This window comes from Actinoplanes couchii, from assembly GCF_016862075.1.
GTDB classification, from domain to species: domain Bacteria; phylum Actinomycetota; class Actinomycetes; order Mycobacteriales; family Micromonosporaceae; genus Actinoplanes; species Actinoplanes couchii.
Map to the genome: position 1 here is coordinate 38,111 of NZ_BOMG01000033.1, position 21,755 is coordinate 59,865.

General features: G+C 71.8%; 18 protein-coding genes. 5 read left to right on the forward strand and 13 right to left on the reverse strand.

Translation table 11 applies throughout. The annotated features are described in order from the left end of the window. Nucleotides 1-21 precede the first annotated feature (21 nt). The 3 genes from Aco03nite_RS10640 to ftsY form a co-directional block, all read right to left on the reverse strand. Nucleotides 22-1,395: an ammonium transporter gene (locus Aco03nite_RS10640; protein WP_203794779.1), complete on the reverse strand. Its 1,374-nt coding sequence runs from the start codon at nt 1,393-1,395 to the stop codon at nt 22-24. A 206-nt stretch (nt 1,396-1,601) separates the two neighbouring features. After that, nucleotides 1,602-2,399 carry an aminoglycoside phosphotransferase family protein gene (locus Aco03nite_RS10645; RefSeq protein ID WP_203794781.1) on the reverse strand — a complete coding sequence of 266 codons (798 nt, stop codon included), beginning with the start codon at nt 2,397-2,399 and terminating at the stop codon, nt 1,602-1,604. Nucleotides 2,400-2,435: 36 nt separating this feature from the next. After that, nucleotides 2,436-3,599 (reverse strand): signal recognition particle-docking protein FtsY, encoded by a 1,164-nt coding sequence (ftsY, locus tag Aco03nite_RS10650; protein ID WP_203794782.1) that lies wholly within the window; start codon nt 3,597-3,599, stop codon nt 2,436-2,438. Nucleotides 3,600-3,715: 116 nt separating this feature from the next. On the opposite strand from ftsY, the gene Aco03nite_RS10655 reads away from it, so the two are divergent. After that, a complete protein-coding gene (locus tag Aco03nite_RS10655; RefSeq protein WP_239145055.1) occupies nt 3,716-5,419 on the forward strand; it encodes an alkaline phosphatase D family protein in 1,704 nt (567 codons plus the stop codon). Here the strand turns inward: Aco03nite_RS10655 and Aco03nite_RS10660 are convergent. From Aco03nite_RS10660 to Aco03nite_RS10670, 3 genes are all read right to left on the reverse strand, one after another. Beyond that, nucleotides 5,389-6,000 (reverse strand): HAD family hydrolase, encoded by a 612-nt coding sequence (locus Aco03nite_RS10660; protein ID WP_203794784.1) that lies wholly within the window; start codon nt 5,998-6,000, stop codon nt 5,389-5,391. The genes Aco03nite_RS10655 and Aco03nite_RS10660 overlap by 31 nt on opposite strands. 9 nt (nt 6,001-6,009) lie before the next feature. Then, the gene (gene smc / locus Aco03nite_RS10665; protein WP_203794786.1) at nt 6,010-9,597 is read right to left on the reverse strand and encodes a chromosome segregation protein SMC; all 3,588 of its coding nucleotides are present in this window, start codon (nt 9,595-9,597) and stop codon (nt 6,010-6,012) included. A gap of 195 nt (nt 9,598-9,792) precedes the next feature. After that, nucleotides 9,793-9,987, reverse strand: coding sequence for a hypothetical protein (locus Aco03nite_RS10670; protein WP_203794788.1), 195 nt, complete (start codon nt 9,985-9,987; stop codon nt 9,793-9,795). Between the two features lie 689 nt (nt 9,988-10,676). Here Aco03nite_RS10670 and Aco03nite_RS10675 point away from each other — a divergent pair. From Aco03nite_RS10675 to Aco03nite_RS10685, 3 genes are read left to right on the forward strand one after another with little or no spacing between them, the layout of a single operon-like run. Further along, a complete protein-coding gene (locus Aco03nite_RS10675; RefSeq protein ID WP_203794790.1) occupies nt 10,677-12,197 on the forward strand; it encodes a DUF3492 domain-containing protein in 1,521 nt (506 codons plus the stop codon). After that, complete coding sequence (locus tag Aco03nite_RS10680; protein ID WP_239145056.1) at nt 12,194-13,879, forward strand: hypothetical protein; 1,686 nt, start codon at nt 12,194-12,196, stop codon at nt 13,877-13,879. Before Aco03nite_RS10675 ends, Aco03nite_RS10680 begins: the two co-directional genes overlap by 4 nt. Further along, nucleotides 13,876-14,433 carry a spherulation-specific family 4 protein gene (locus tag Aco03nite_RS10685; protein ID WP_203794792.1) on the forward strand — a complete coding sequence of 186 codons (558 nt, stop codon included), beginning with the start codon at nt 13,876-13,878 and terminating at the stop codon, nt 14,431-14,433. The genes Aco03nite_RS10680 and Aco03nite_RS10685 overlap by 4 nt, the downstream gene beginning before the upstream one ends. Before the next feature lie 521 nt (nt 14,434-14,954). Here the strand turns inward: Aco03nite_RS10685 and Aco03nite_RS10690 are convergent. Both Aco03nite_RS10690 and Aco03nite_RS10695 read right to left on the reverse strand, forming a co-directional pair. Continuing rightward, nucleotides 14,955-15,500 (reverse strand): septum formation family protein, encoded by a 546-nt coding sequence (locus Aco03nite_RS10690; protein WP_203794794.1) that lies wholly within the window; start codon nt 15,498-15,500, stop codon nt 14,955-14,957. Between the two features lie 567 nt (nt 15,501-16,067). Then, the gene (locus Aco03nite_RS10695; RefSeq protein WP_203794795.1) at nt 16,068-16,910 is read right to left on the reverse strand and encodes a DUF4190 domain-containing protein; all 843 of its coding nucleotides are present in this window, start codon (nt 16,908-16,910) and stop codon (nt 16,068-16,070) included. Between the two features lie 25 nt (nt 16,911-16,935). Here Aco03nite_RS10695 and Aco03nite_RS10700 point away from each other — a divergent pair, with 25 nt between their 5' ends. Continuing rightward, nucleotides 16,936-17,511, forward strand: coding sequence for a hypothetical protein (locus tag Aco03nite_RS10700; protein WP_203794797.1), 576 nt, complete (start codon nt 16,936-16,938; stop codon nt 17,509-17,511). Between the two features lie 266 nt (nt 17,512-17,777). Here Aco03nite_RS10700 and mutM read toward each other — a convergent pair whose 3' ends face one another. The 5 genes from mutM to rpmF form a co-directional block, all read right to left on the reverse strand. After that, entirely contained in the window at nt 17,778-18,623 is an 846-nt protein-coding gene (gene mutM / locus Aco03nite_RS10705) for a bifunctional DNA-formamidopyrimidine glycosylase/DNA-(apurinic or apyrimidinic site) lyase (protein WP_203794799.1), read from the reverse strand. 28 nt (nt 18,624-18,651) lie between these two features. Next, complete coding sequence (locus Aco03nite_RS10710) at nt 18,652-19,749, reverse strand: glycosyltransferase family protein (protein WP_239145057.1); 1,098 nt, start codon at nt 19,747-19,749, stop codon at nt 18,652-18,654. 65 nt (nt 19,750-19,814) lie between these two features. Further along, entirely contained in the window at nt 19,815-20,582 is a 768-nt protein-coding gene (rnc, locus tag Aco03nite_RS10715; protein ID WP_203794803.1) for a ribonuclease III, read from the reverse strand. Continuing rightward, the gene (locus Aco03nite_RS10720; RefSeq protein ID WP_239145059.1) at nt 20,575-21,543 is read right to left on the reverse strand and encodes a phosphate acyltransferase PlsX; all 969 of its coding nucleotides are present in this window, start codon (nt 21,541-21,543) and stop codon (nt 20,575-20,577) included. The genes rnc and Aco03nite_RS10720 overlap by 8 nt, the downstream gene beginning before the upstream one ends. Before the next feature lie 36 nt (nt 21,544-21,579). Further along, on the reverse strand, nt 21,580-21,753 hold the full coding sequence (rpmF, locus tag Aco03nite_RS10725; RefSeq protein ID WP_043527495.1) for a 50S ribosomal protein L32: 174 nt from the start codon (nt 21,751-21,753) through the stop codon (nt 21,580-21,582). Nucleotides 21,754-21,755: the final 2 nt, after the last annotated feature.

Here is a 21,755-nt window from a genome sequence, read left to right on the forward strand (position 1 = left end):
CATCGGTGCAGCCATCAGAATTTAACCGGAGATCTTCTCGCCGACCGGGGCGTCGTCCCCGGTCTTCGCGGCGCCGGGCTTGATGCCCGCCATCGCGAAGGCGCTGCCGCCGCCGCTGCCACCGGCCGGGGTGAGGTCGTAGGCGCTCTCGGCGTGCTCGGCGAGGTCGATACCGTCGATCTCGGCGTCCTTGTCGAGACGGAAGCCGATGGTCTTGTTGATCACGAAGCCCAGGACGAAGGCGACGGCGAACGAGTAGACCGTCACGATCAGGGCGCTGAGCGCCTGGACACCGAGCTGGGTGACACCACCGCCGTAGAACAGGCCCTGGTTCTCGACCAGCGCGTTGACCTCGCTGGTGCCGAAGAGGCCGATCCAGAGGCAGCCGATCCAGCCGCCGACGAAGTGGACGCCGACCACGTCGAGCGAGTCGTCGAAGCCGAGCTTGTACTTCAGCGAGATCGACAGGGCACAGACGGCGCCGGCGACCAGGCCGAGCAGCGCCGCGGCCCAGGGGGCGACGAAGGCACACGCCGGGGTGATGGCGACCAGACCGGCGATGGCGCCGGAGGACGCGCCGACCAGGGTGGGCTTGCCGTCGCGGATCTTCTCGACGAGCAGCCAGCCGAGGACCGCCGCGGCGGTGGCGAGCTGGGTGTTCAGGAAGGCGAGACCGGTGACGGCGTCGGCGGTCAGCTCGGAGCCGGCGTTGAAGCCGAACCAGCCGAACCACAGCAGGCCGGTGCCGAGCGCGACGAACGGCACGTTGTGCGGCTTCATCGCCTCACGCGGCCAGCCGACCCGCTTGCCCAGGACCAGGACCAGAGCCAGCGCGGCCGCACCGGCGTTGATGTGCACCGCGGTACCACCGGCGAAGTCCAGCGCGCCGAGGCCGGCGCCGATGAAGCCACCGCCCCAGACCCAGTGGGCGACCGGGAAGTAGACCAGGGTGGCCCAGGCGCCGGCGAAGACCAGCCAGCCGCCGAACTTGGCCCGGTCGCTGATCGCGCCGCTGATCAGGGCGACGGTGATGATGGCGAACATCATCTGGAACGCCATGAAGACGTACAGCGGGATGCCGGTGCCGCTCGGGTTCTCGGCGGACGCGCCCCACAGGTCGCCCTCGCCGAGGAAGGTCTTGGTGCCCAGGTAGTCACCGACGTTGCCGATCACACTGCCGACGTCGGACCCGAAGGCGAGAGAGAATCCGTAGAAGAACCACAGAATGGAGATGAGCCCCATCGCGCTGAAGCTCATCATGATCATGTTCAGAACACCCTTGGACCGGTTCAGGCCGCCGTAGAACAGCGCCAGGCCAGGGGTCATGAGCAACACGATCGCGCTGGAGATGAGCAGCCAGGCGGTGTTGCCGGTATCAATAGTCGGTTCAGGCACGCCGGCCTCCTAAAGTCGGAACCCCTTCTCGCGGCGCAGCGTGGCTACATCGCCCCTGGCCGGATGCGCGGAAGCTTTCCGGTCCCCTGTTTCGCACACGGGCGTGAGGCGATTACCGGTGAGTGACGGCGTGTTTCCGACGTGTGAAGAAACTCTCACAGCCCCTCGGGGGCCCGGCTTCTGTCGCGCGGATCGCGCGACAGCAGCTAGCGGAGGGCGTACTCCAGGGTGTGGCGCTCGTAGTCGAGCAGCCGCAGATCCCGCATCGGGCGGCGCAGGTGGCCCTTGTGCACGATCCGGACGAACGCCGGATCACCGGCCGCGGCCATCCGCCGGATGCCCTCGACGTGGTCGACGATCCGTTTGCGCAACGTCCGGACGAGGCGGTGCCGGTCCCGGGGGATCAGCCCGTACGCGTCGGCGAACAGCCGCAGCCGGCGCGGGCGGTTCGGGCGCTTCCAGCCGAGCGTGTACGAGTCCCGGTCGCTGAAGAGCGGCACCCAGGTCCAGGCCGCGTACGCCACGTCATAGAGCCGTGAGCCCGGCGACGCCAGGTCGAAATCGATCAGGGCCAGGGTGCCGTCCGGCCGCCAGACCACGTTGTGCGGCGCGGCGTCGTGGTGGCAGATCACCTCGGTGTCCGGCGGGGGCGGCCCGAACGAGCGCCACACCGAGCCGGGCGGGGGGACGAACCCGTACTGCGCGTCGTGGAACATCCGCAGCATGGTCGCCACGGTGACCAGCGCCTCCTCGGTCACCCAGTGGGGGGCGAGGGGGTACTCCCCGCACTCGCCGTCCAGGTAGGAGAGGACCTCGCGGCCCTTCTCGTCCATCCCGAGGGCGTGCGGCGAGCCGGTGAACCCGACCCGCTCCAGGTGGAGCAGGAGGGAGTGCACGGCCGGTGTCCACGGCCCGGCGTTGCGCCGGACCGTGTCACCGATCCGGGAGACAGTACTGACGTTGCCACCGTGCAGCGGGATCTCCCGCAACGGCTCCTGCGTCACTAAATGCCTCCCGGTGGGTCCAGAACTCCTGAAATCCTACGCGTCAGATCCAATAAGAGCTTCCACGAAGGCCTTCGGCTCGAACGGGGCGAGATCGTCGGGGCCCTCACCGAGGCCGACGAGCTTCACCGGGATGCCCAGCTTGCGCTGCACGGCGATGACGATGCCGCCCTTGGCGGTGCCGTCCAGCTTGGTCAGCACCACCCCGGTGACGTCCACCACCTCGGTGAACACCCGGGCCTGCTCCAGCCCGTTCTGCCCGGTGGTGGCGTCCAGCACCAGCAGCGTCTCGTCGACCGCCCCGTGCTTCTCCACCACCCGCTTGACCTTGCCCAGCTCGTCCATCAGGCCGACCTTGTTCTGCAGTCGCCCGGCGGTGTCGATCAGCACGGTGTCCACGCCGGAGTCGATGCCCCGCTTGACCGCGTCGAACGCCACGCTGGCCGGGTCGCCGCCCTCCGGGCCACGCACGGTCTCGGCGCCGACCCGCTCGCCCCAGGTCTGGATCTGGTCGGCGGCCGCGGCCCGGAACGTGTCGGCCGCGCCGAACAGCACGGTCCCGCCGTCACCGATCAGCACCCGGCCGATCTTGCCGCAGGTGGTGGTCTTGCCCGCGCCGTTCACCCCGACGACCAGGACGACGGCGGGACGGCCGTCGTGCGGCGCGGTCTTCAGACTGCGGTCCATCTCCGGTTCGAGAGCGGCGACGAGCTCCTCGACGAGCTGCTCACGGACCTCGGCGACGGTGCGGGAGCCGAGCACCCGGACCCGCTCGCGCAGCCGCTCGACGATCACCTGGGTGGCCTCGATCCCGACGTCCGCGGTGATCAGGCTCTCCTCGATCTCCTCCCAGTCCTCCTCTTCCAGGTGGTCCCGGGAGAGGACGCTGAGCAGACCGCGGCCGAGAGCGGTCTGCGATCGGGCCAGCCGGGCCCGGAGCCGGACCAGACGGCCGGCCGAGGGCTCCGGCTTCTCGATGACGGGGGCCTCGACAACCGGCGCCTCGACGACCGGTTCCTCCACCACGACCGGCGGGGCGGGTTTCTCGACGAGCGGCGGGATCTCCTGGTCGACCGGCGGCACGGTCGGCACCGTGGGCGGCGGCGGAAGATCGCGACGGCGCATCTTCGGCACCACGAGTCCGACCGCGCCCACGATCAGGACGACGAGCAGGATCACTGCGGTCACCACGTATTCCATGCCCGAATCCTGACAGATGAGTGATGCGCATGTGGCGGAGGTAGCGCACTGGCGGTTCCGGTGCGGATTGACGGAGGATGGGTCGCCCCTTGATTACGCTGTAGAGGATCCCCCCATTGACCGCTCAACTTCTCATCGGCCCGGTGCTGCGGCGCGTCGACGGTGACCGCGCCACCCTCTGGATGGAGACCACCGAGCCGGCGACGGTGCGGGTCGAGGTCGACCAGGCGGGTGCCGGGTCGGCACGGACCTTTTCGGCGTACGGCCACCACTACTCGATCGTCACGGTCGAGGGACTCGCTCCCGACTCGGCCAACACGTACCGCCTGTTCCTGGATGACCAGCAGGCCTGGCCGGAACCGGACGGGGAGTACCCGCCGCCGGTGATCCGCACCCGGGCCGCCGACGACCGGGACCAGCCGGTGTCGCTGATCTTCGGCTCGTGCCGGGAGGCGACCCCGCAGTCGAGCCGGCGCAACCTGCCGCCGGACGCGCTGGACGCCTACTCCCGGCGGCTGATGGCCGATCCCGAGGCCCGGCCCGACCTGCTGGTGCTGCTCGGCGACCAGGTCTACGCGGACGAGACCTCGGCGAAGGTGCAGAAGTTCCTCAAGCGCCGCCGCAAGGCCGGTCACCAGGGTCCGGAGGACCAGGTGGTCACGTTCGAGGAGTACACCAAGCTGTATCTGGAGTCGTGGCGGGATCCCGAGGTGCGCTGGCTGTTCGCCACCGTGCCGAGCGTGATGATCTTCGACGACCACGAGATCATCGACGACTGGAACACCTCGTCGTCGTGGCGTGCCGACATGGCGAAAGAGCCGTGGTGGCGGGAACGGATCTCGGCCGGGCTCGCCTCGTACTGGATCTACCAGCACCTGGGCAACCTGAGCCCGGACGAGCTGGCCGCCGACCCGCTGCTGCAGAAGGTGACCTCGGTCGAGGACGCCACCGACCTGCTGCACGAGTTCGGGCTGCAGGTGGACGATCCGGAGGCCGCGGAGAACACCGACGTGCCGTACCAGTGGAGTTACGCCCTGGACATGGGCCGGACCCGCCTGGTGGTGCTGGACAACCGCTGCAACCGGGTGCTCACCCCGGGCGCCCGGTCGATGCTGCCGGCCGCCGAGTGGAACTGGTTCGTCGACCAGGCCCACGGCGACTACGACCACCTGGTGATCGGGTCGTCGCTGCCGTGGCTGATGCCACCCGCCATCCACTACCTGGAGGCGTGGAACGAGCAGCTCGCCGAATCGCCGAACCCGCGGGCCGCCGCGTTCGGGGAGAAGGTGCGCCGGGCCTTCGACCTGGAGCACTGGGCCGCGTTCGGCAAGTCGTTCGCGGCCCTGGGCGAGCTGTTCCGCCGGCTCGGCGAGGGCCAGCTGGGCGAGGGCAAGCGGATCGGGGCCGGTGGCGCCTACGCCGCACCCGCCTCGATCAGCGTGCTCTCCGGCGACGTGCACCACTCCTACGTGGCCAGGGCCGACTTCGGGCACGCCATGACCACGCCGGTCTACCAGCTCACCTGCTCACCGATCCACAACGAGGTGCCGCTGCCGATGCGGCCGCTGATGAAGATCGCGTGGTCGCGGGCGGTCGCCCAGGTGGCCCGGGGGCTGGCCCGGACCGGCTCGGTCCGCCGGCCGGACCTGCGCTGGAAACGGATGGCCAAGCCGTACTTCGGCAACGCCATCGGCACCCTGCGCCTGGACGGGCACCGGGCGTCCGCCCTGATCGAGGGCACCACGAAAGAGGGCGCCCTGCAGAACGTCGCGTCGGTGGACTACCACCCTCAGGACAGGTCGAGCACCTTGCGCAGATAGGGCAGGTGCTCGGTTCCGGTCCAGCGGTAAGCGGGCAGCCCCGCGGACCGGGCACCGAGCACCACCCGGTCGTCGTCGTCCACGAAGAGCGCGTGTTTCGGCAGGACACCGAGCGCCTGGCAGGCCTTCTCGAAGTACTCCGGCGCCGGCTTGTGCACCTTCAGATCCCACGAGTTGATCACCAGGTCGACCTCGCCGGTGAGCCCCAGCCGGTCGAGGTCGGCGGGCAGCAGGTCGGTGCCGTTGGTGGCGAGACCGACCTTCCGGCCGCCGGCCCGCACCTCGCGGACGAAGGCCAGCACGTCCGGGTCGGGTTCGCCGCGGTACTCCTGCCACGCGGCGACCGCCGCGACGGCCTCCGGCCCGTCCAGCGGCAGCCGGTCGGCGACCAGCTTCATCCACTCGGCGTGGGTGATCTCGCCGGCCATCGCGGGCTGGTAGATGTCCCACGACATCGAGGTCTCCAGGAAGGAGGCCGGTTTCAGGCCGTACTCCACCTCGACAGCGATCATCGGGGCCGGATCCCAGCGGCGCAGCACGCCGTCCAGGTCGATCAACAGGGCCTGGGCGCGGTCGCGCATCTGGTTCCTCTACTCGTCGTCGTCCGGGTCGCGGACCAGCCGCTGGCTGATCACCTGGGTGACGCCGGCGCGCATCGTGACGCCGTACAGGGCGTCCGCGACCTCCATAGTGCGTTTCTGGTGCGTGATGATGAGCAGCTGGCTCTTCTCACGGAGCTGTCGGAAGAGGGTAATCAACCGGCCCAGGTTGACGTCGTCGAGGGCCGCCTCCACCTCGTCCATGATGTAGAACGGCGAGGGCCGGGCCCGGAAGATCGCGCACAGCATGGCCACCGCGGTCAGCGAGCGCTCACCACCGGAGAGCAGCGACAACCGCTTGATCTTCTTGCCCGGCGGGCGGGCCTCGACCTCGACGCCGGTGGTCAGCATGTCGTCCGGGTCGGTGAGGATGAGCCGGCCCTCACCGCCGGGGAAGAGCACCTGGAAGACGGTCTGGAACTCGCGCGCGGTGTCCTCGAACGCCGACGAGAAGACCTCCAGGATCCGGTCGTCGACGTCCTTGACCACGGTGAGCAGGTCCTTGCGGGTGGCCCGCAGGTCCTCCAGCTGGTCGGAGAGGAACTTGTACCGCTCCTCCAGGGCCGCGAACTCCTCCAGCGCGAGCGGGTTGACCTTGCCCAGCAGGGTCAGGTCACGCTCCGCCTTGTTGGCCCGTTTCTCCTGGGTGGGCCGGTGGAACGGGGTCGCCTCGGGAACCGGCTTGCCGTCCTTCTCGGCCTGCGCCACCTCGGCCTGGGTCGGCGGCACCGGCTGTTCCGGCCCGTACTCGTTGATCAGCGTCTCGACGTCGAGCGAGAAGTCCTCGGCGGCCTTGGCCTCCAGCTGCTCGATGCGCATCCGCTGCTCGGCGCGGGCCATCTCGTCCCGGTGCACCTCGCTGGTGAGCCGCTCCAGCTCGGTGACCAGGCGCTTGGCACTGGCCCGCACCTCCTGCAGCTCGGCCTCGCGGCTGGTCCGCTCGCTGGCGATCTGGTCCCGGCGCTCGGCGGCGGCGGCCAGCGAGACCGCGACGTGCTCCAGCGCGGTGGCGGCGCCGTGCGCGACGGCGCGGGCGATCTCGGCGCCGCGGGCCCGGGCGGCCCGGCGGGCGGCGGCCCGTTCCCGGGCCTGCCGCTCCTGGTTGGCCTGGCGCATCAGCGAGTCGGCCCGGCCGGCGATGGAGGAGACCCGTTCCTCGGCGGTACGCACCGCGAGACGTACCTCCATCTCGTTCTGCCGGGCCTGGGGCACCAGGGCGGCGAGCCGGTCGCGCTCCTCGGTGGACGGCTCCTCGTCCAGCGGGGTGTCCTCGGCGAGCCGCAGCCGTTCCTCCAGCTCGGCGACCCGCATCAGATCGGTCTCACGGGCCGCCTGCGCCTTCTGCAGGGAGGCGCCGAGCCGCTCGGTCTCGCCCTTGGCGGACCGGGCGGCGGCGCCCAGCTCGGCGAGCCGGCGGGCGGCGGCGTTGCGTTCGCCCTCGGCGGCCCGCTTGGCCTGGGCGGCCACCGCGACCGTCTGCTTCAGCTCGGCCACCTCGGCCCGGGCGGCGCCGAGCTGTTCCTTGACCTCGGCGATGGTCTGCTCGGCCACCGCCCGTTTCGCCTTGGCCTCGTCGACCGCCGCCTGCACCTCGATGTAGCTGGTCGCCTTGGCCGAGCCGCCGGCCGCCGCGTAGGCGCCGAGCACGTCGCCCTCGGGGGTGACCGCGCGCAGCTCGTGGTTCGCGGCGACCAGCGCGGCCGCCGCGGCCAGGTCGGGGACGATCGCCACGTCGCGCAGCGCCCGGTTGAGCGCGGGCCGGATCTGCTCCGGGCAGTCGACCACCTCGGGCGCCCAGACCGCGCCGTCCGGCAGGTCCGGGCGCAGACTCGCCAGCGAGCCCTGCATGCCGGGACCGGCGGCGCCGGCGACCATCAGGTCGGCCCGGCCGGCGTCGGCGATCTTGAGGGTGCGCATCGCCTCGATGGTCTCGTCCACGCCGGACAGCGCGACCGCGTCGGCCAGCCCGCCGAGGGCGGCGGCGAGCGCCACCTCGTGGCCGGGACGCACGGTCAGCAGCGAGGCGAGGCTGCCGAGCAGGCCGGGCACCTGACCGGCCCGGGCCAGCAGGGCGCCCGCGCCGTCCTTGCGCTTGAGGCCCATGGCGAGGGCTTCCTCACGGGCCTTCCAGCTGGCCGCGTCCTTCTCGGCGGCGCGCTCGGTGTCGTTCAGCTCGCGGACCACGGCGGCGGCCCGGTCGTGTGCGGCGGTGGCCTCGTCGTGCCGGGCGTCGAGGTCGGCGTTGTCCCGGTCGGCCTCGGTGGACTCGGCCGACACCAGGTCGACCTCCTCCTGCGCGGCCTCGGAGCGCATCAGCGCGTCGGTGTGCGCGTCGGCCAGGCGCTCGATCTCCTCGGCCGCGCTGGTGGTGCGGGCCCGGGCGGCGTTCACGTTGCCGGTGAGCTTGGCCAGGCCCTCGCGCCGATCGGCGATCGCCTTGGCCGCGGCCCGCAGCTCGCCCTCCGCGCCGGCCAGCTGGCGTTCCAGGTCCTGCCGGTTCTCGACCGCCTCGGCCAGGCGCATCTGGTCCTCGGTGAGCGCCTCGCGCAGCTCCTCCTCCTGCTCGCGGACCCGCTCGGCCTCGGCCTCGAGCATCTCCGGGTCACGGCCCGGGCGCTCGTCGTCGGGGGTGGCGGCGAGGTGCCGCAGCCGCTCGGTGGCGAGCTGCTCGGTGGAGCGGAACCGCTCCTGCAGGGTGGACAGCTTGTACCAGGCGTCCTGGGCGGCCTGCAGCAGCGGAGCGTCTTCGGCGTGCGCGAACTCCAGGTCGGCGAGCATCCGCTGGATCTCGCGGTTCTCCTCCTCGACCTGGCCGCGGCGGTCCCGCATCGCCGACTCGTCGGCGATCTCCTTGTCCAGCGTGGTGCGCAGCGTGTGCAGGTCGTCGGCGAGCAGCCGGAGCCGGGAGTCGCGCAGGTCGGACTGGATGCCGGCGGCCCGGCGGGCCACCTCGGCCTGCCGGCCGAGCGGCTTGAGCTGGCGCCGCAGCTCGGTGGTCAGGTCACCCAGGCGGTTCAGGTTCACCTGCATGGCGTCCAGCTTGCGGATCGCCTTTTCCTTGCGTTTGCGATGCTTGAGTACGCCCGCGGCCTCCTCGATGAACGAGCGGCGGTCCTCGGGTTTGGCGTGCAGCATCGCGTCGAGCCGGCCCTGACCGACGATGATGTGCATCTCCCGGCCGATGCCGGAGTCGCTGAGGAGTTCCTGGATGTCGAGCAGACGGCAGGAGTTGTTGTTGATCTCGTACTCGCTGGCGCCGTCCCGGAACATCCGGCGGGTGATCGAGACCTCGGTGTAGTCGATCGGCAGAGCACCGTCGTTGTTGTCGATCGTGAGGGTCACCTCGGCCCGGCCCAGGGGCGCCCGCCCGGACGTACCGGCGAAGATGACGTCCTCCATCTTGCCGCCGCGCAGAGCCTTCGCGCCCTGCTCGCCGAGAACCCAGGCGATGGCGTCGACGACGTTGGACTTGCCGGAGCCGTTCGGGCCCACCACGCAGGTGATGCCGGGCTCCAGCCGCAACGTGGTGGCGGAGGCGAAGGACTTGAAGCCCTTGACCGTCAGGCTCTTGAGGTGCACGGATCTCCGAGTGGGTCGGCCGGAACGTCTGCTGGGACGCAGGCTACCCGTCAATGCTGCCGAGCAGCGGAATCACGTGGTCAAAAAGCTGCGCGCCGCCACGTGAGTGGAGGCGCGCGATTTCTTCCGTACGGGGGATGTGAATGCCGACTGGTCACCCCGCAGCACCCTCCGGCATTCGGCGGGGGGCGTCTGTCAGGTCAGGGCGGGCTCGGTCAGCCGCGCGAACTCGTCGGCCTCGGCAGCAGCCGCGGCGAGACGGTCGTTCTCCGCCTGGAGACGGGTGACATCGAACTCCAGGGCCTGGACCCGGGAACGCAGTCGGGTGACCTCGTCGAGGAGGCGCCGGTCGGGCGCCGCACCTACGTGGCCAAAGAGGGCCTTCGCCATCGTGACTCCTTGTGACGCGTTGCGTCTCGTATTTTGTGTGTTGCGTTGCCGGAAAAGCCGGCCAACGTGGCGCCCAGTGCATTGATCAGTACGCAGTGTTGATCTCAAGTGCGAACTGGCACACCAAACACTCAAGGGCACGCATGAGCGCAGAAACCCGCCGGAGAAACCACGGGAATCTGATAGGTGCAAGAGCTCAAACCCCGATCGAACAGGGGCATGAGTGGGCGCGACTGGCGACAACTCCATAGTCCGCTGATACCCATCCTCCGTCAAGCCGAGGCCGTGCCGGTTGCCCACTTCAGCTCAGTGAATCACGCCACCAGGGCACCTCATCAGGCCTTATACAACTTTTGGGGGCATGTCGATCTCGTCGAGGGTAGCCCGTTTTTGCAAGATCTGATGCGGGTGTCCGCTTCGCATCACTCCCGTCCGGCAACCGGATCGCTACGGTCCGGCGCACTATCGGCGGACCGCATCCGGACGATCACACAAAGGATCGGCGCGACATCGATGCGGCCACACCGCGCCCGGATCACGCCGGCCGGTCGTGAATCCCGCCCGCCTGTCGCGGCCTTTCGGGCATAAACGGGCAAAGACGGCTGACAAATAGGCTGAAAAGGTGCGTAATTGTGTCGCCTAGCCGACATGCTCCGGTAACTTCGGCCGGTTGTGTCGTTGCCCCCAGCGTGAATCCGACCCCGTCGCGCGAGCGCATCTGCCTGCTCACCGGTGGCGGGTACCCGTACCGGCGGGACGCCCTCGGTGGATGGTGCCGGACCCTGGTGGAGGGGCTGCGCCGCTTCCACTTCGAGTTGCTGACCGTCACGGACCGTGAACCTCCGTCCGCTCCGGCGTACCCCCTGCCCCTCCACGTCGCCTCGGCCCGTGCCGTCGCGCTGGGCCACGACCAGGCCCGCTCCGACCGCCGCCGCGGCAGCTCCCCGGACGGCGCCGCCGACGCCGCGGCCCTGCTCTGCCGGGGCCTGGTCAGCGATGATCCCCCGGTCGCCGCCCTGTTCACCGACGGGCTACGACGCGTCGCCGGACTGTGCCGGCCGGACGGCCCGGAGGTCGACGCCACCCCGCTGGCCGCCCTCCCGCTCACCGAGGCGCTGCTGGAGGCCTGGCGGCAACGACCGGACCGGGCGCCGCTGCCCCGGCTCAGCGTGCGCGACGCCCGGACCGCGGCCACCCTGCTCCGGCACGCCCTGCGCGCGGTCGCCGTACCGCTGCCCGAGGTCGACCTGGTGCACTGCGTCGGCGGGACGACACCGCTGCTCGCGGCACTGGCCGGGCAGTGGCGCACCGGGACACCGCTGCTGCTCACCGAGGCGCGCGCGGCGGTGCTCCGGCAGCGGCCCGCCGAGGACCGGCTGTCCACCGGGGTCCGTACCGTGCTGCGCCGGTTCCGCCGGGCGGTGACCCGCACCGGGTACGCCGAGGCCACCCTGATCGCGCCGCTCAGCGCCTACCACCACGGCTGGGCGCTGGAGCACGGCGCGGTCCCGGCCCGGCTCGTGCAGGTGCCCGCCGGGGTGGACCCGCGCGAGTACCCGGGCGCCGCCGAACCGGACGGGCCACCGACCGTGGTGTGGGCCGGCAGCGGCGCACCGGACAGCGGGCTGAACCTGATGCTGGACGCGTTCACCGAGGTCGCGGCGGCCCTGCCGGGTGCCGTGCTGCACCTGGTCGGGGTGACCGCCGCCCACGAGGAGCACTGCGCCGAGCAGATCGAACGGACCGGGCTGGGCCGGGCGGTCCGGATGCACCCGCTGCCCGCCGACCCCCGGGACCGGTACACCGTCGGGCAGGTGGTGGCCCACGTGCCGGGCCCGGCCGACCCGCCGTACCGCCTGGTGGAGGCCATGATGTCGGGCCGCGCCGTGGTCGGCGTGGACATCGGGCCGGCCGGCGAGACGCTCGGCGACACCGGGATCCTGGTGCCCGCCGGGGATCCCGCCGAACTGGCGATAGCGGTCGTCGCGCTGCTGCGGTCCCCGCCGCGGAGACGGTCGCTCGGCGAGGCGGCCCGCCGCCGGGCCCTCACCCGTTACACCGTCGACCGGGTCACCCGGGTGTACGGCGCTCTCTACACCGACCTCGCCGCGGCGCCCCCGGCCGAGGCCTTCGACCTGGCGCTGACCATTCCCGCGCCCCGGACCACACCGCCGGCGACCCTCCGCTGGCTGACTCGGGAGACCTCATGACCGTCACTCCCCCGCGCGAGACGGGCGGCGCCGTCACCCGGTCCGCCCGCAACCGCAACCGGCGGCGTCTCAACGCCTCCTCCTCGGCCTCGCCCGAGAACCGGCACACACCTGTCAACCAGGCGGATCCGGCGCCGGCCCGGCGCAGCGGGAAACACGCCGCCGAGGAGCCGTTCGCCGCCGCCGGATTCACCGACGTCGGGTTCCCGGCGCCGGTGTGGGATCCGTGGACCACCGACCCCGGGCAGGCCGGGCCACCGGACGGCCGCACCGATCCGCTGGACGGGCCGGCCTTTCAAAAACACGACGACGACCTGATCTTCCCGTACGACGACAGCCCGGCCACGTGGAACGAGGGCACCCCGGCGGGCGGCACCGGGGAACGCGAACGGGCCTGGGACGCCTGGTCCCGGACGTCCACCGACGAGGAGCCGCTGCCCAGCCTCGACGAGGACCCGGTCGTACCGGCGCAGTCCGAAGGGGGTTTCCAGGACCGTGGCCGGTGGGCACACGCCCGGCGCACCCACAGCGTCTACCTGCGGACCGCGGTGGTCCGCTGCGCCCTCTACCTGGGACCGCTGAGCGTCGCGGTGGCCGCGGCGGAACCACTGGGCCGGGTGGCCTGGCCGGTGACCGCGCTGATGCTGTTCTTCGGCTGGACCGCCGCCCAGGGCCTGACCAGCGTCGGGGTGAGCCTCGCCGGCCGGGGCAAACGGTCGGCCGCGGCCCGGGTGGTGGCCGCCGGGTTCGCCGCCATGATCGGGCTGTGGTGCGCGCTGGTGTGGGTCGCCCCCGAACAGGTGCTCGGGCCGGACCGGGCGCTGGCCGCCACCGTCGGCGTCTGCGGGCTGCTCACCCTCGCCACCGTGACCGTCGCCCTGGTCACCCGGGCGGAGAGTTCGGTCGCCGGCTGGTTCACCCCGTGCTGGCTGCTCGCCGCCGCGGCGATGGCCGACGCCGCCGGACTCGCCGAGGCCGCGCTGGTGCCGGTCGAGACGATGCTCCCGGCCGCCATCGTGGCGACCGCGGTCCGCGCCTTCCGGCCCGCCGTGCTCACCGCCGGCCGCGCCCGTGTCCCCCGCCTCACCCCGGCCGAGCACCGGCGCGGGGTGGCGCACGCGGTCGTCGGCGCCGCCCAGGCGGTCTGCGTGACCCTGCTGTGGCAGGGCTGCCCGGCGGTGATGCCGCTGCCGGTGGCACCGCTGCTGCTGGCCGTACCGCTGATGGAAGGCCTGATCGGCTGGCACACCGCGCGGGTCGACGCCGCGCTGGACTCGGCCGAGAGCACCCAGCAGTTCGACAGGCACGTCCGCAACATCACCGCGATCACCCTGGCCGCGCTGGTGCCGCCGTTCGCCGCCGGATGCGGGCTGCTGGTCGCCGCGTACCGGCTGCCCGCCGGGCTGGCCGACCTGCCCGTGGCCCGCGAAGCGGTCCTGGCGCTCGCCGCCGGCACCCTGCTCAGCGGCATCTTCGCGATCACCTTCCTGCTGGCCGCCCGGTCCCGGCACGGCATCGCCGCGACCCTGGCCGGCATCCCGCCGCTCGCCGCCACGGCGCTGGCCCTGTTCGCCGCACCGGCCGGGCTGCTGCCCGCCACCGTCGCGCTGCTCGCCGCCACCCACCTGGCCGGCCTGATCATCGTCGCCCTGACCGCCGCCGACCTCCGGAGGACGCCGTGAAGACCCTGTTCCCCCCGTACGCCCACCCGTCGCAGGAACTGGAACTGGACGCCGAGACCTGGATCGTCAGGCAACAGCCCGGCGACCGCCGCAGCCTGCACCAGGCCCTCGGCCGCATCGACCTGGACTGGGGCAGCAGATCCCTCGCCGACGTGCTGGCCGACGTGGACGCGTGGCGCGCCGACGGCGTCGAGGGCCTCTTCCTGGACCGCGCCCCCGCCGGATCCGGCGGCGTCGGCCCGGTAGCCCTGACCGTCCGCCTGGCGGCCCGGCGCGGCCTGCACCGGGTGGTGATCAATCCCGGTGTGCCGACCCATCCCCTCTACCGGGACCTGGGCGTCCGGATCTGCACCTTCGAAGGCCCGTGGTCGTCCTACCAGAGCTGGGACGGCGACGGGGTACGCCCCGGCGACGGCCACATCGTGCACGGGGTGCCCGCACCGCTGCTCACCGCCGCCCGCCGCCTGATGGGCCGCAGAGGCGCCGGTTTCGGCCTGGCCACCGACGCGTCCCCCCGGCGCGGCGCCGAACACGCCGGCCAGGCCGCGGCCTGAAACCTTTCCCGCGCGGGTACGCCCACCCGCGCGGGATCCGCCCCTCCAGCAGCACCACCGACAGCTCGGGTGCCCGGGCACGCCCACCCGCGCCGGATCCGCCCCGCGCCCGCCCTCTCGCCCGCGCCCTCGACTTTCGATCGGCGCTCACCGCGCGGCCCTCACCTCTTTGACGGGCCTAGCCTTGCGCGCCGCGCCCCTCGCCATTTCGGCCGTCGCGCACCTCAACCTGCGCCCCCTCGCCTTTGGGCCGCCGCTCACCCGCGGCCGGGCCTCGCGCCCTTGCCCCGCATCGCGCACTTCAGCCTGTACTCCTTGCCTTTGGGCCGCCGCTCACCCCGCACCCCACGGCCGTGCCCTGCATCGCGCACCTCACCCCGCGCCCCTCGCCTTTGGGCCGCCGCTTACCCCGCACCCCACGGCCGTGCCCTGCGTCGCGCACCTCAACCTGCGCCCCTCGCTCTTGGAGCCGGCGCTCACCCCGAGTCCCTCGCCCCGCGACCGTGCCTGCCTTGCGGTCCTTACTTCTTCACCGAGCCGGTGCTGGTGCCGGAGTCGCGGTGGGAGAAGCAGAGGACGTCCGGTTCGTCGTATCCGGTGGCCGTCACCTGGGCCACGTACAGGTTGGGCTCGCTGTCGTCCTCGGGCGCGGGGGTTCCGGTGTAGGTCTGGTAGAGCTTCCGGCAGCCCTCATCGGCCGCGGTGAGCCGGTCGGCGGTACCGGCCGGGACCTGGAAGACACCGACCACCTCGCTGCTGTGCGCCGCCGAGCAGGGCACCGCGTCGATCCGGCTGCCCTTCTGCGCGTCCAGATCCGTGACACAGTCACCGACCTTCAGCGCGGTGACCTCGATCGACCGCTCGCCCCGGAGGACTCCGGCGTCGTCACGCACCGGATCGGTGGCCTCCCGGAAGATGGCAAGCCCGACAAGCCCGATGAAGAAGACCAGGTAGAGCCCGGAAATGATCACCGCGGCGATGCCGTAGTTCCGGCCCCGCCGGTCACCGTTACGGCGACTCTGCACGATCCCGACGATCCCGAGAACCATCCCGACCACGCCGAACACACAGCCGAACATCGCTGCGACCAGCCCAGCGATCGACAGCCCGTTGGTCTTGCCGTTCCACTGCGGCCCAGCAGGCGGCGGAGCGTAGTAGGCAGGCGGCGGAGGCGTCCCACCGAACCCCGCGGGAGGCGGCCCATCAAAGCCCACGGGCGGCGGCCCGCCAAAACCCGCAGGAGCAGGCCCACCAAAGCCGGCGGGAGGAGGCCCGTCAAAGCCGGCGGGAGGAGGCCCGTCAAAGCCGGCGGGGGGCGCTGGGTAAGCCTGCGGAGGTGTTACTTCGGAGGCCGACGGAGGTGGTATGTCGGAGGGCGACGACGGCGACGGATCCTCGCCACCGGGCCGGTTTTGCTGACCGTGTTGTTCCACCGGCGCACCTTATAAAGGCGATCTTCGCACCGCTGTCCGGTTCTCAGTGACCATCACCACCGCCTCCGGCTCGGGGATCGCAACCGCCCCTGCCCGGGCAGCCTCGCCCTGACCCGGCTTGTCGCGGTTCGCCTGGCCAGGTTCCGGATGCACGAACGGGAGCCCGCTCGGGTGTGCCATTTCGCGCGGGCTCCCGGGTGGTCAGCGCCTTCGGACGGAACCCATGGTCACGTTGGCCTCCTCGTGGGCGAAGCAGATCACGTCCGGGCCGGCCAGGGGGCCGTCTTCCACCTCGACCCAGTACAGCTGTGCGGCGGCTGCCGGGTCTTCGGGAGCTGGGGAGCCGGTGTACATCCAGTAGTGGTCCGAGCAACCGGCGTCGATGGCGGCATCTCGGTCGGTGGTGCCGGAGGGGAGCTGGAAGACTCCTACCACCTCGCTGCTGTGCATCAGGGAACACGGCACCGCGTCGATCTTGGAGCCGCTCTGTGAGTTCAGGTCCTCGATGCAGTCGCCGGGGCGCAGGTCGGTGACGCTGATGGAACGTGGGCCGTTCAGTGCCCCGGTGTCGTCACGTTCCGGGTTGGTGGCCTTCTGGTACATCACGGAGCCGAGGAGGCCGACGATGAAAACCAGGTACATGCCGGCTACGGCCACCGCGGCGATACCGAGGTTGCGGCCCAGGCGGTCACCGTTGCGGCGGCTCTGGACGAGGCCGGCGATCCCGAGGACGAGGCCGACCACCCCGAACAGGCAGCCGAGAACCGCGGTGATCAGGCCCGCGATGGACAACCTGTTGGTCTTGCCGTCCCACTGCGGGGCCGGCCGCGGCCCATACCAGCCGGGCGGCGGCGGACCATAGAGGCCAGCGCCAGGCTGCGGCGATGCGGCATGACCGGGCTGCGGCGGCGCGGCGAACCCAGACTGCAGAGGTACGGCAAACCCCGGCTGCGGCGGTACGGCAAACCCGGGCGGCGCCTGGCCATAAAAGGCCACCGGAACCGCCTGAACCGGCAAGCTCGACGCGCCCGGCGCAGTCGCCACGCTCAGCGCACCCGACGCGGTCGGCGTGGTCGATACGCCCGACGTGGTCGACGTGGTCGGCGCGGTCGGCGCGGTCGGCGCGCCTGACGTGGTCGGCGCGGCCAGCATGGTCGGCTCGCCCGACGTGATCGGCACGGTCGGCACGGTCGGCGCAGTCGCCACGCCCGACGCGCCCGACGCGCCCGACGTGGTCGGCGTGGTCGATTCGCCCGACGTGGTCGGCGTGGTCGACTCGCCCGACGCGGTCGCCGCGCCCAGCGCACCCGACGCGCCCGACGCGGCCAGCTCGCCCGATGCGGTCGGCTCGGTCGGCTCGCCCGACGCGGTCGGCTCGGTCGGCTCGCCCGACGCGGTCGGCTCGGTCGGCTCGCCCGGCGTGGTCAGCGTGGGTAGCTCAGCCGGCGCGGCCGGCTGGGCCGGTGGGGACGGCTGGAGCGGCAGAGCTGCCTCGGTCCGCGAGGGGAACTCCGTCAGCGAGGAAGGCTCGGTCAGCGAGGAAGGCTCGGTCAGCGAGGAAGGCTCGGTCAGCGAAGAGGGCTCGGTCAGCGAAGAGGGCTCGGTCGGGGCGGTCGGGCTGGTTGGAGCGGGTGGGTGGGGCTGACCGGGTGGGGCGGTTGGGATGGGGGGCTGGTGTGGGGTGGGCTGTGGGAGTGGGGGGTTGTCTGCGGGTGGCGGCGGAAGGGGCTCGCCGTCGGGATCGGGCTTGGTGTCCTGCTGGGTCACCGGGGCACTTTATATAGATGATCTTCTAGCGTGCTGTCCTTTTTGCAGTGACCGGCACCACCGCGTCCGGCCCGGCGGTCGCGGGGCGGTCCGGGGTCGGGACCGCCTCGCGTGATTCCCACGGGGCTCTGGGTTGATCCCGTACTAGAAACGGGGTCTGGGTTGGCATTTGGGGCAGCTGAACGAGGAGCGGTTCATGAACTGCTCGCGGCGGATGATGGCTCCGCAGCGGTGGCAGGGCTCGTTCTCCCGGCCGTAGGCGTTGAGGGAGCGGTCGAAATAGCCGCTCTCGCCGTTCACGTCCACATACAGCTCGTCGAAACTGGTGCCGCCCACCTTGATCGCCTCGCCCAGGACGTCTCGGACGTGGGCCAGCAGGCGTTTCACCGCGGGTGTGGACAGCTGGTCGGTGGGGCGGGTGCCGTGCAGTTTCGCCCGCCACAGCGCCTCGTCGGCGTAGATGTTGCCCACCCCGGAGATCAGTGTCTGGTCCAGCAGGGCCCGTTTGACCTCGGTGTGCCGGCCGCGCATCCGGGCCGTGAACGCCGTGTCGTCGAAGAGCGGGTCCATCGGGTCGCGGGCGATGTGCGAGATCTCGGTCGGCAGCTCGGCGCCGCCCTCGGAGACCGAGAGGCCGCCGAACGTGCGCTGGTCCACGAATCGCAGCTGCGGGCCGCCGTCGGTGAACGTGAACCGGACCCGCAGATGTTTCTCGTCCGGCGCCTCGGCGGGCTGCATCAGCAGCTGGCCGCTCATCCCCAGGTGGCCGATGATCGCGTCGCCGGAGTCGAGCGGCAGCCACAGGTATTTGCCGCGGCGGGAGATCTCACCCACGGTACGGCCGGCCAGCACCGCCGCGAAATGGGCGTCGCCGGGCAGGTGCCGGCGGATGGCGCGGGGGTGCAGCACTTCGGCGGTGGCGATGGTGCGGCCGGTCACCCACTTCGCCAGGCCCATCCGGACCGTCTCGACCTCGGGAAGCTCAGGCACTGGACGCGTTCCTCCTGGTGGGGTGTGACTAGAGCGTGTAGGGCCAGACGGTGACGAGGTAGGCGCCGAACCAGAGTCCGAACAGCGCCCAGGCGGTGATGGACAGGATCGCGACCTTGGGCCGGGCCTTGGACGCCGCCACCACGGCGGGCAGCAGCGTCAACAGTACGGGCAGCAGCAGCCGTGGTTTGGAGTGGTAGAAACCGGCCTGGCCATAGACCAGGATCATCGCCACCACGCCGTAGACGGCGAGCGGCAACCACGGCTTCTGGGCCAGCGCCACCCCGGCCGCGGCAAGCGCCACGAGCAGCATGAACGCCATGCTGACCGGGATCCAGCCGTCGCCGGACCGCAGCGTCGTCCAGAGGAACTCGGCAGTGCTCTTCCCGTAGTCGAACGAGGTGCCCCAGCCCGCGGTCTGGATCTGGAACCAGGCGGTCAGGTCACCCACCCGGTAGGCGACCCAGCCCAGGTAGAGCGGCACCCCGGCGAGCGCGACAGCGGCCGCGGTCAGCGGTTTCCAGGCCTGCTCGCGGCTCTCCCGGACGGCCAGCAGGGCGGCCACCGCCAGGCCGATCGCGGCGGCCGCGCCGGTCGGCCGGGACAGCGCGGTCAGCAGACCCAGCAGTCCGGCGGCCCACCACACCCGGCGGTGGGCGGCCACGAACATGCCGGCGACCAGGGCGATGTAGATGCTCTCCGAGTAACCCATGGACAGCACCACCGACACCGGCGCCGAACAGCAGATCGCCACCAGCGCCCAGCCGGCCCGCTTGCCGTACAGGCTGGTGCCGAGCAGGTGCAGGGCGATCGCGGCGCCGATCGAGGCCAGCCAGGCCACCGTCAGGGCGGCGGTGCCCGGGTCGATGCCGAGCGCCGCGCCGAACCGGATCAGCATCGGGTAGACCGGGAAGAAGGCCAGCTCGTTGCCTTCCATCCGGCCGTCCGCCGCGTAGGTGAAACCCTCCGGGTAGCCGTCCATGGCCACCCGGATGAACCAGCCGGTGTCCCAGATCAGCAGCCGGTCCCAGACGGTCTTGGGCTCACTGTTGGCGGCGCCCATCCAGGCGATCATCAGCAGCTGGACGATCCGGGTGAGCCCGAGTATGACGACGGCGGTGGCCACCCCCTGCCACCCGCCCGATTTATCCCATAGACTATCTTTTTTCGTGACTTCTTCGCTTATAGCGGTCACGACTCGGTCGTCTCCTCCGCCTGCTCCGGAGCGTCTTCCTCCGGGTCGTCCTCCTCCGACTGCTCCGTCAGGGTCCGCCAGGCCGCGGCCGCCGCCCGCTGCTCGGCCTGCTTCTTGCTGCGGCCCTCGGACCCGCCGTACCGCTCGCCCGCGACCACGACCCACGCGGTGAACGTCTTCGCGTGATCCGGGCCGGAGTCCTCGATCTCGTAGTCCGGCACGCCCAGCCCGAGCGCCGCCGTCAGCTCCTGCAGGCTGGTCTTCCAGTCCAGGGCCGCGCCCCGCCCGGCCGACTCGGCCATCAGCGGGTCGAACAGCCGGTGGATCACCTCGCCGGCGATCTCCAGCCCGTGCTCCAGGTAGATCGCGCCGAGCAGCGCCTCCAGCGTGTCCGCCAGGATGCTCGCCTTGTCCCGGCCGCCGGTGGTCTCCTCACCCTTGCCGAGCAGCAGGTGCGGGCCGAGACCGGCCGGGCCCAGGCCGCGCGCCACGTCGGCCAGCGCGTGCATGTTGACCACGCTCGCGCGCAGCTTGGCCAGCTGGCCCTCGGGCAGGTCCGGGTGGTTGTGGAACAGCGCCGAGGTGATCACCACGCCGAGCACCGAGTCGCCCAGGAACTCCAGGCGTTCGTTGGTCGGCAGGCCGCCGTTCTCGTAGGCGTACGAGCGGTGGGTCAGCGCACGTTCCAGCAGCTCCGGCTTGAACGGCACACCGAAGGCCTCCTCGAGCGGCTCGGTGGACGGACGGCGGCGCTTGTCATTCATGGGCGATACCTCGCTGGGCTCTCAGCAGATCGGCGATGGCCGCGACGGAGCCGCGGCGGTGCAGGTCGGCCGCGTGCGCGATGCCCGCGGCCAGGTCGGGGCCGCCGGCGGCGCCGTGGCAGACGATCACCGTGCCGGAGACTCCGAGCAGCAGTGCGGCCCGGGGCGGCGGAGCGGTGTCCGGGGAGGGTGGGCCGGTCAGCGCGTACGCCGTCTCCAAGCCCTTGAGCAGTACGTTTCCGGTGAAGCCGTCGGTCACGACGACGTCGGCGGCCCGGCCGAGCACGACGTCGCCGCCCTCGACCAGACCGGCGTAGCGGGCGCCCGCGGGCAACGGCATGTCGTAGAGCTTCGCGGGCAGGGCCCGGCGCAGGCGATCGCCCTTGCCGGGTTCGGTGCCGATGGTGAGCAACCCCACGCGCGGGGCGGCGATCCGGTGCACGACCGAGGCGTACGCGGCGCCGAGCCGGGCGTGCCAGGCGAGGGTCTCCTCGTCCGGGTCGACGGAGGAACCCACGTCGAGCAGCACGAGACGGCCGGCCGCGGTCGGCAGCACGGCGGTGAGGGCGGGGCGGCGGATGCCGGGCCAGCGGCCCAGCTCACGGGCCGCGGAGAGAACCAGGGACCGGGTGTCACCGGCCGAGACGAGTGCGTCGGCACGGCCCTCGGCGACCGCCCGGACCGCGCCGTGCACGGTGTCGGTGGGGGTGATCGCGGTGGTCACCCGGCGTCGCTCGGCCGGTTTGAGGGCAGCGAGCACCGCGTCGGCGGCTTCGGCCGGACCGACGAGAGTCAGTTGAAGGGACGGATCCGCCCGGCAAGCACGCAGAGCGCCGTCAACCACGACGGCGGGAGCCTGGTCCCCGCCGAGGAGGTCGACGGCGATCCGCGCGGTGCCCGGCTCCCCGACAGTGCGCTGTCCGGGAGCCGTGGCACCGGTGGTTCGCCACCGCTCGGGCACGACCCGCCCGAAGATCGGGCGCGTCACGCGGCGACGTCAGACCTCGAGGACCTGACGGCCGTTGTAGGTGCCGCAGACGCCACAGGCGGCGTGCGGCAGCTTCGGCGACTTGCACTGGGAGCAGGCCGCGGTAACCACCGCGGTCGCCTTCCAGTTCGCCCGCCGCGAGCGGGTGTTGCTGCGCGACATCTTGCGCTTCGGGACGGCCACGG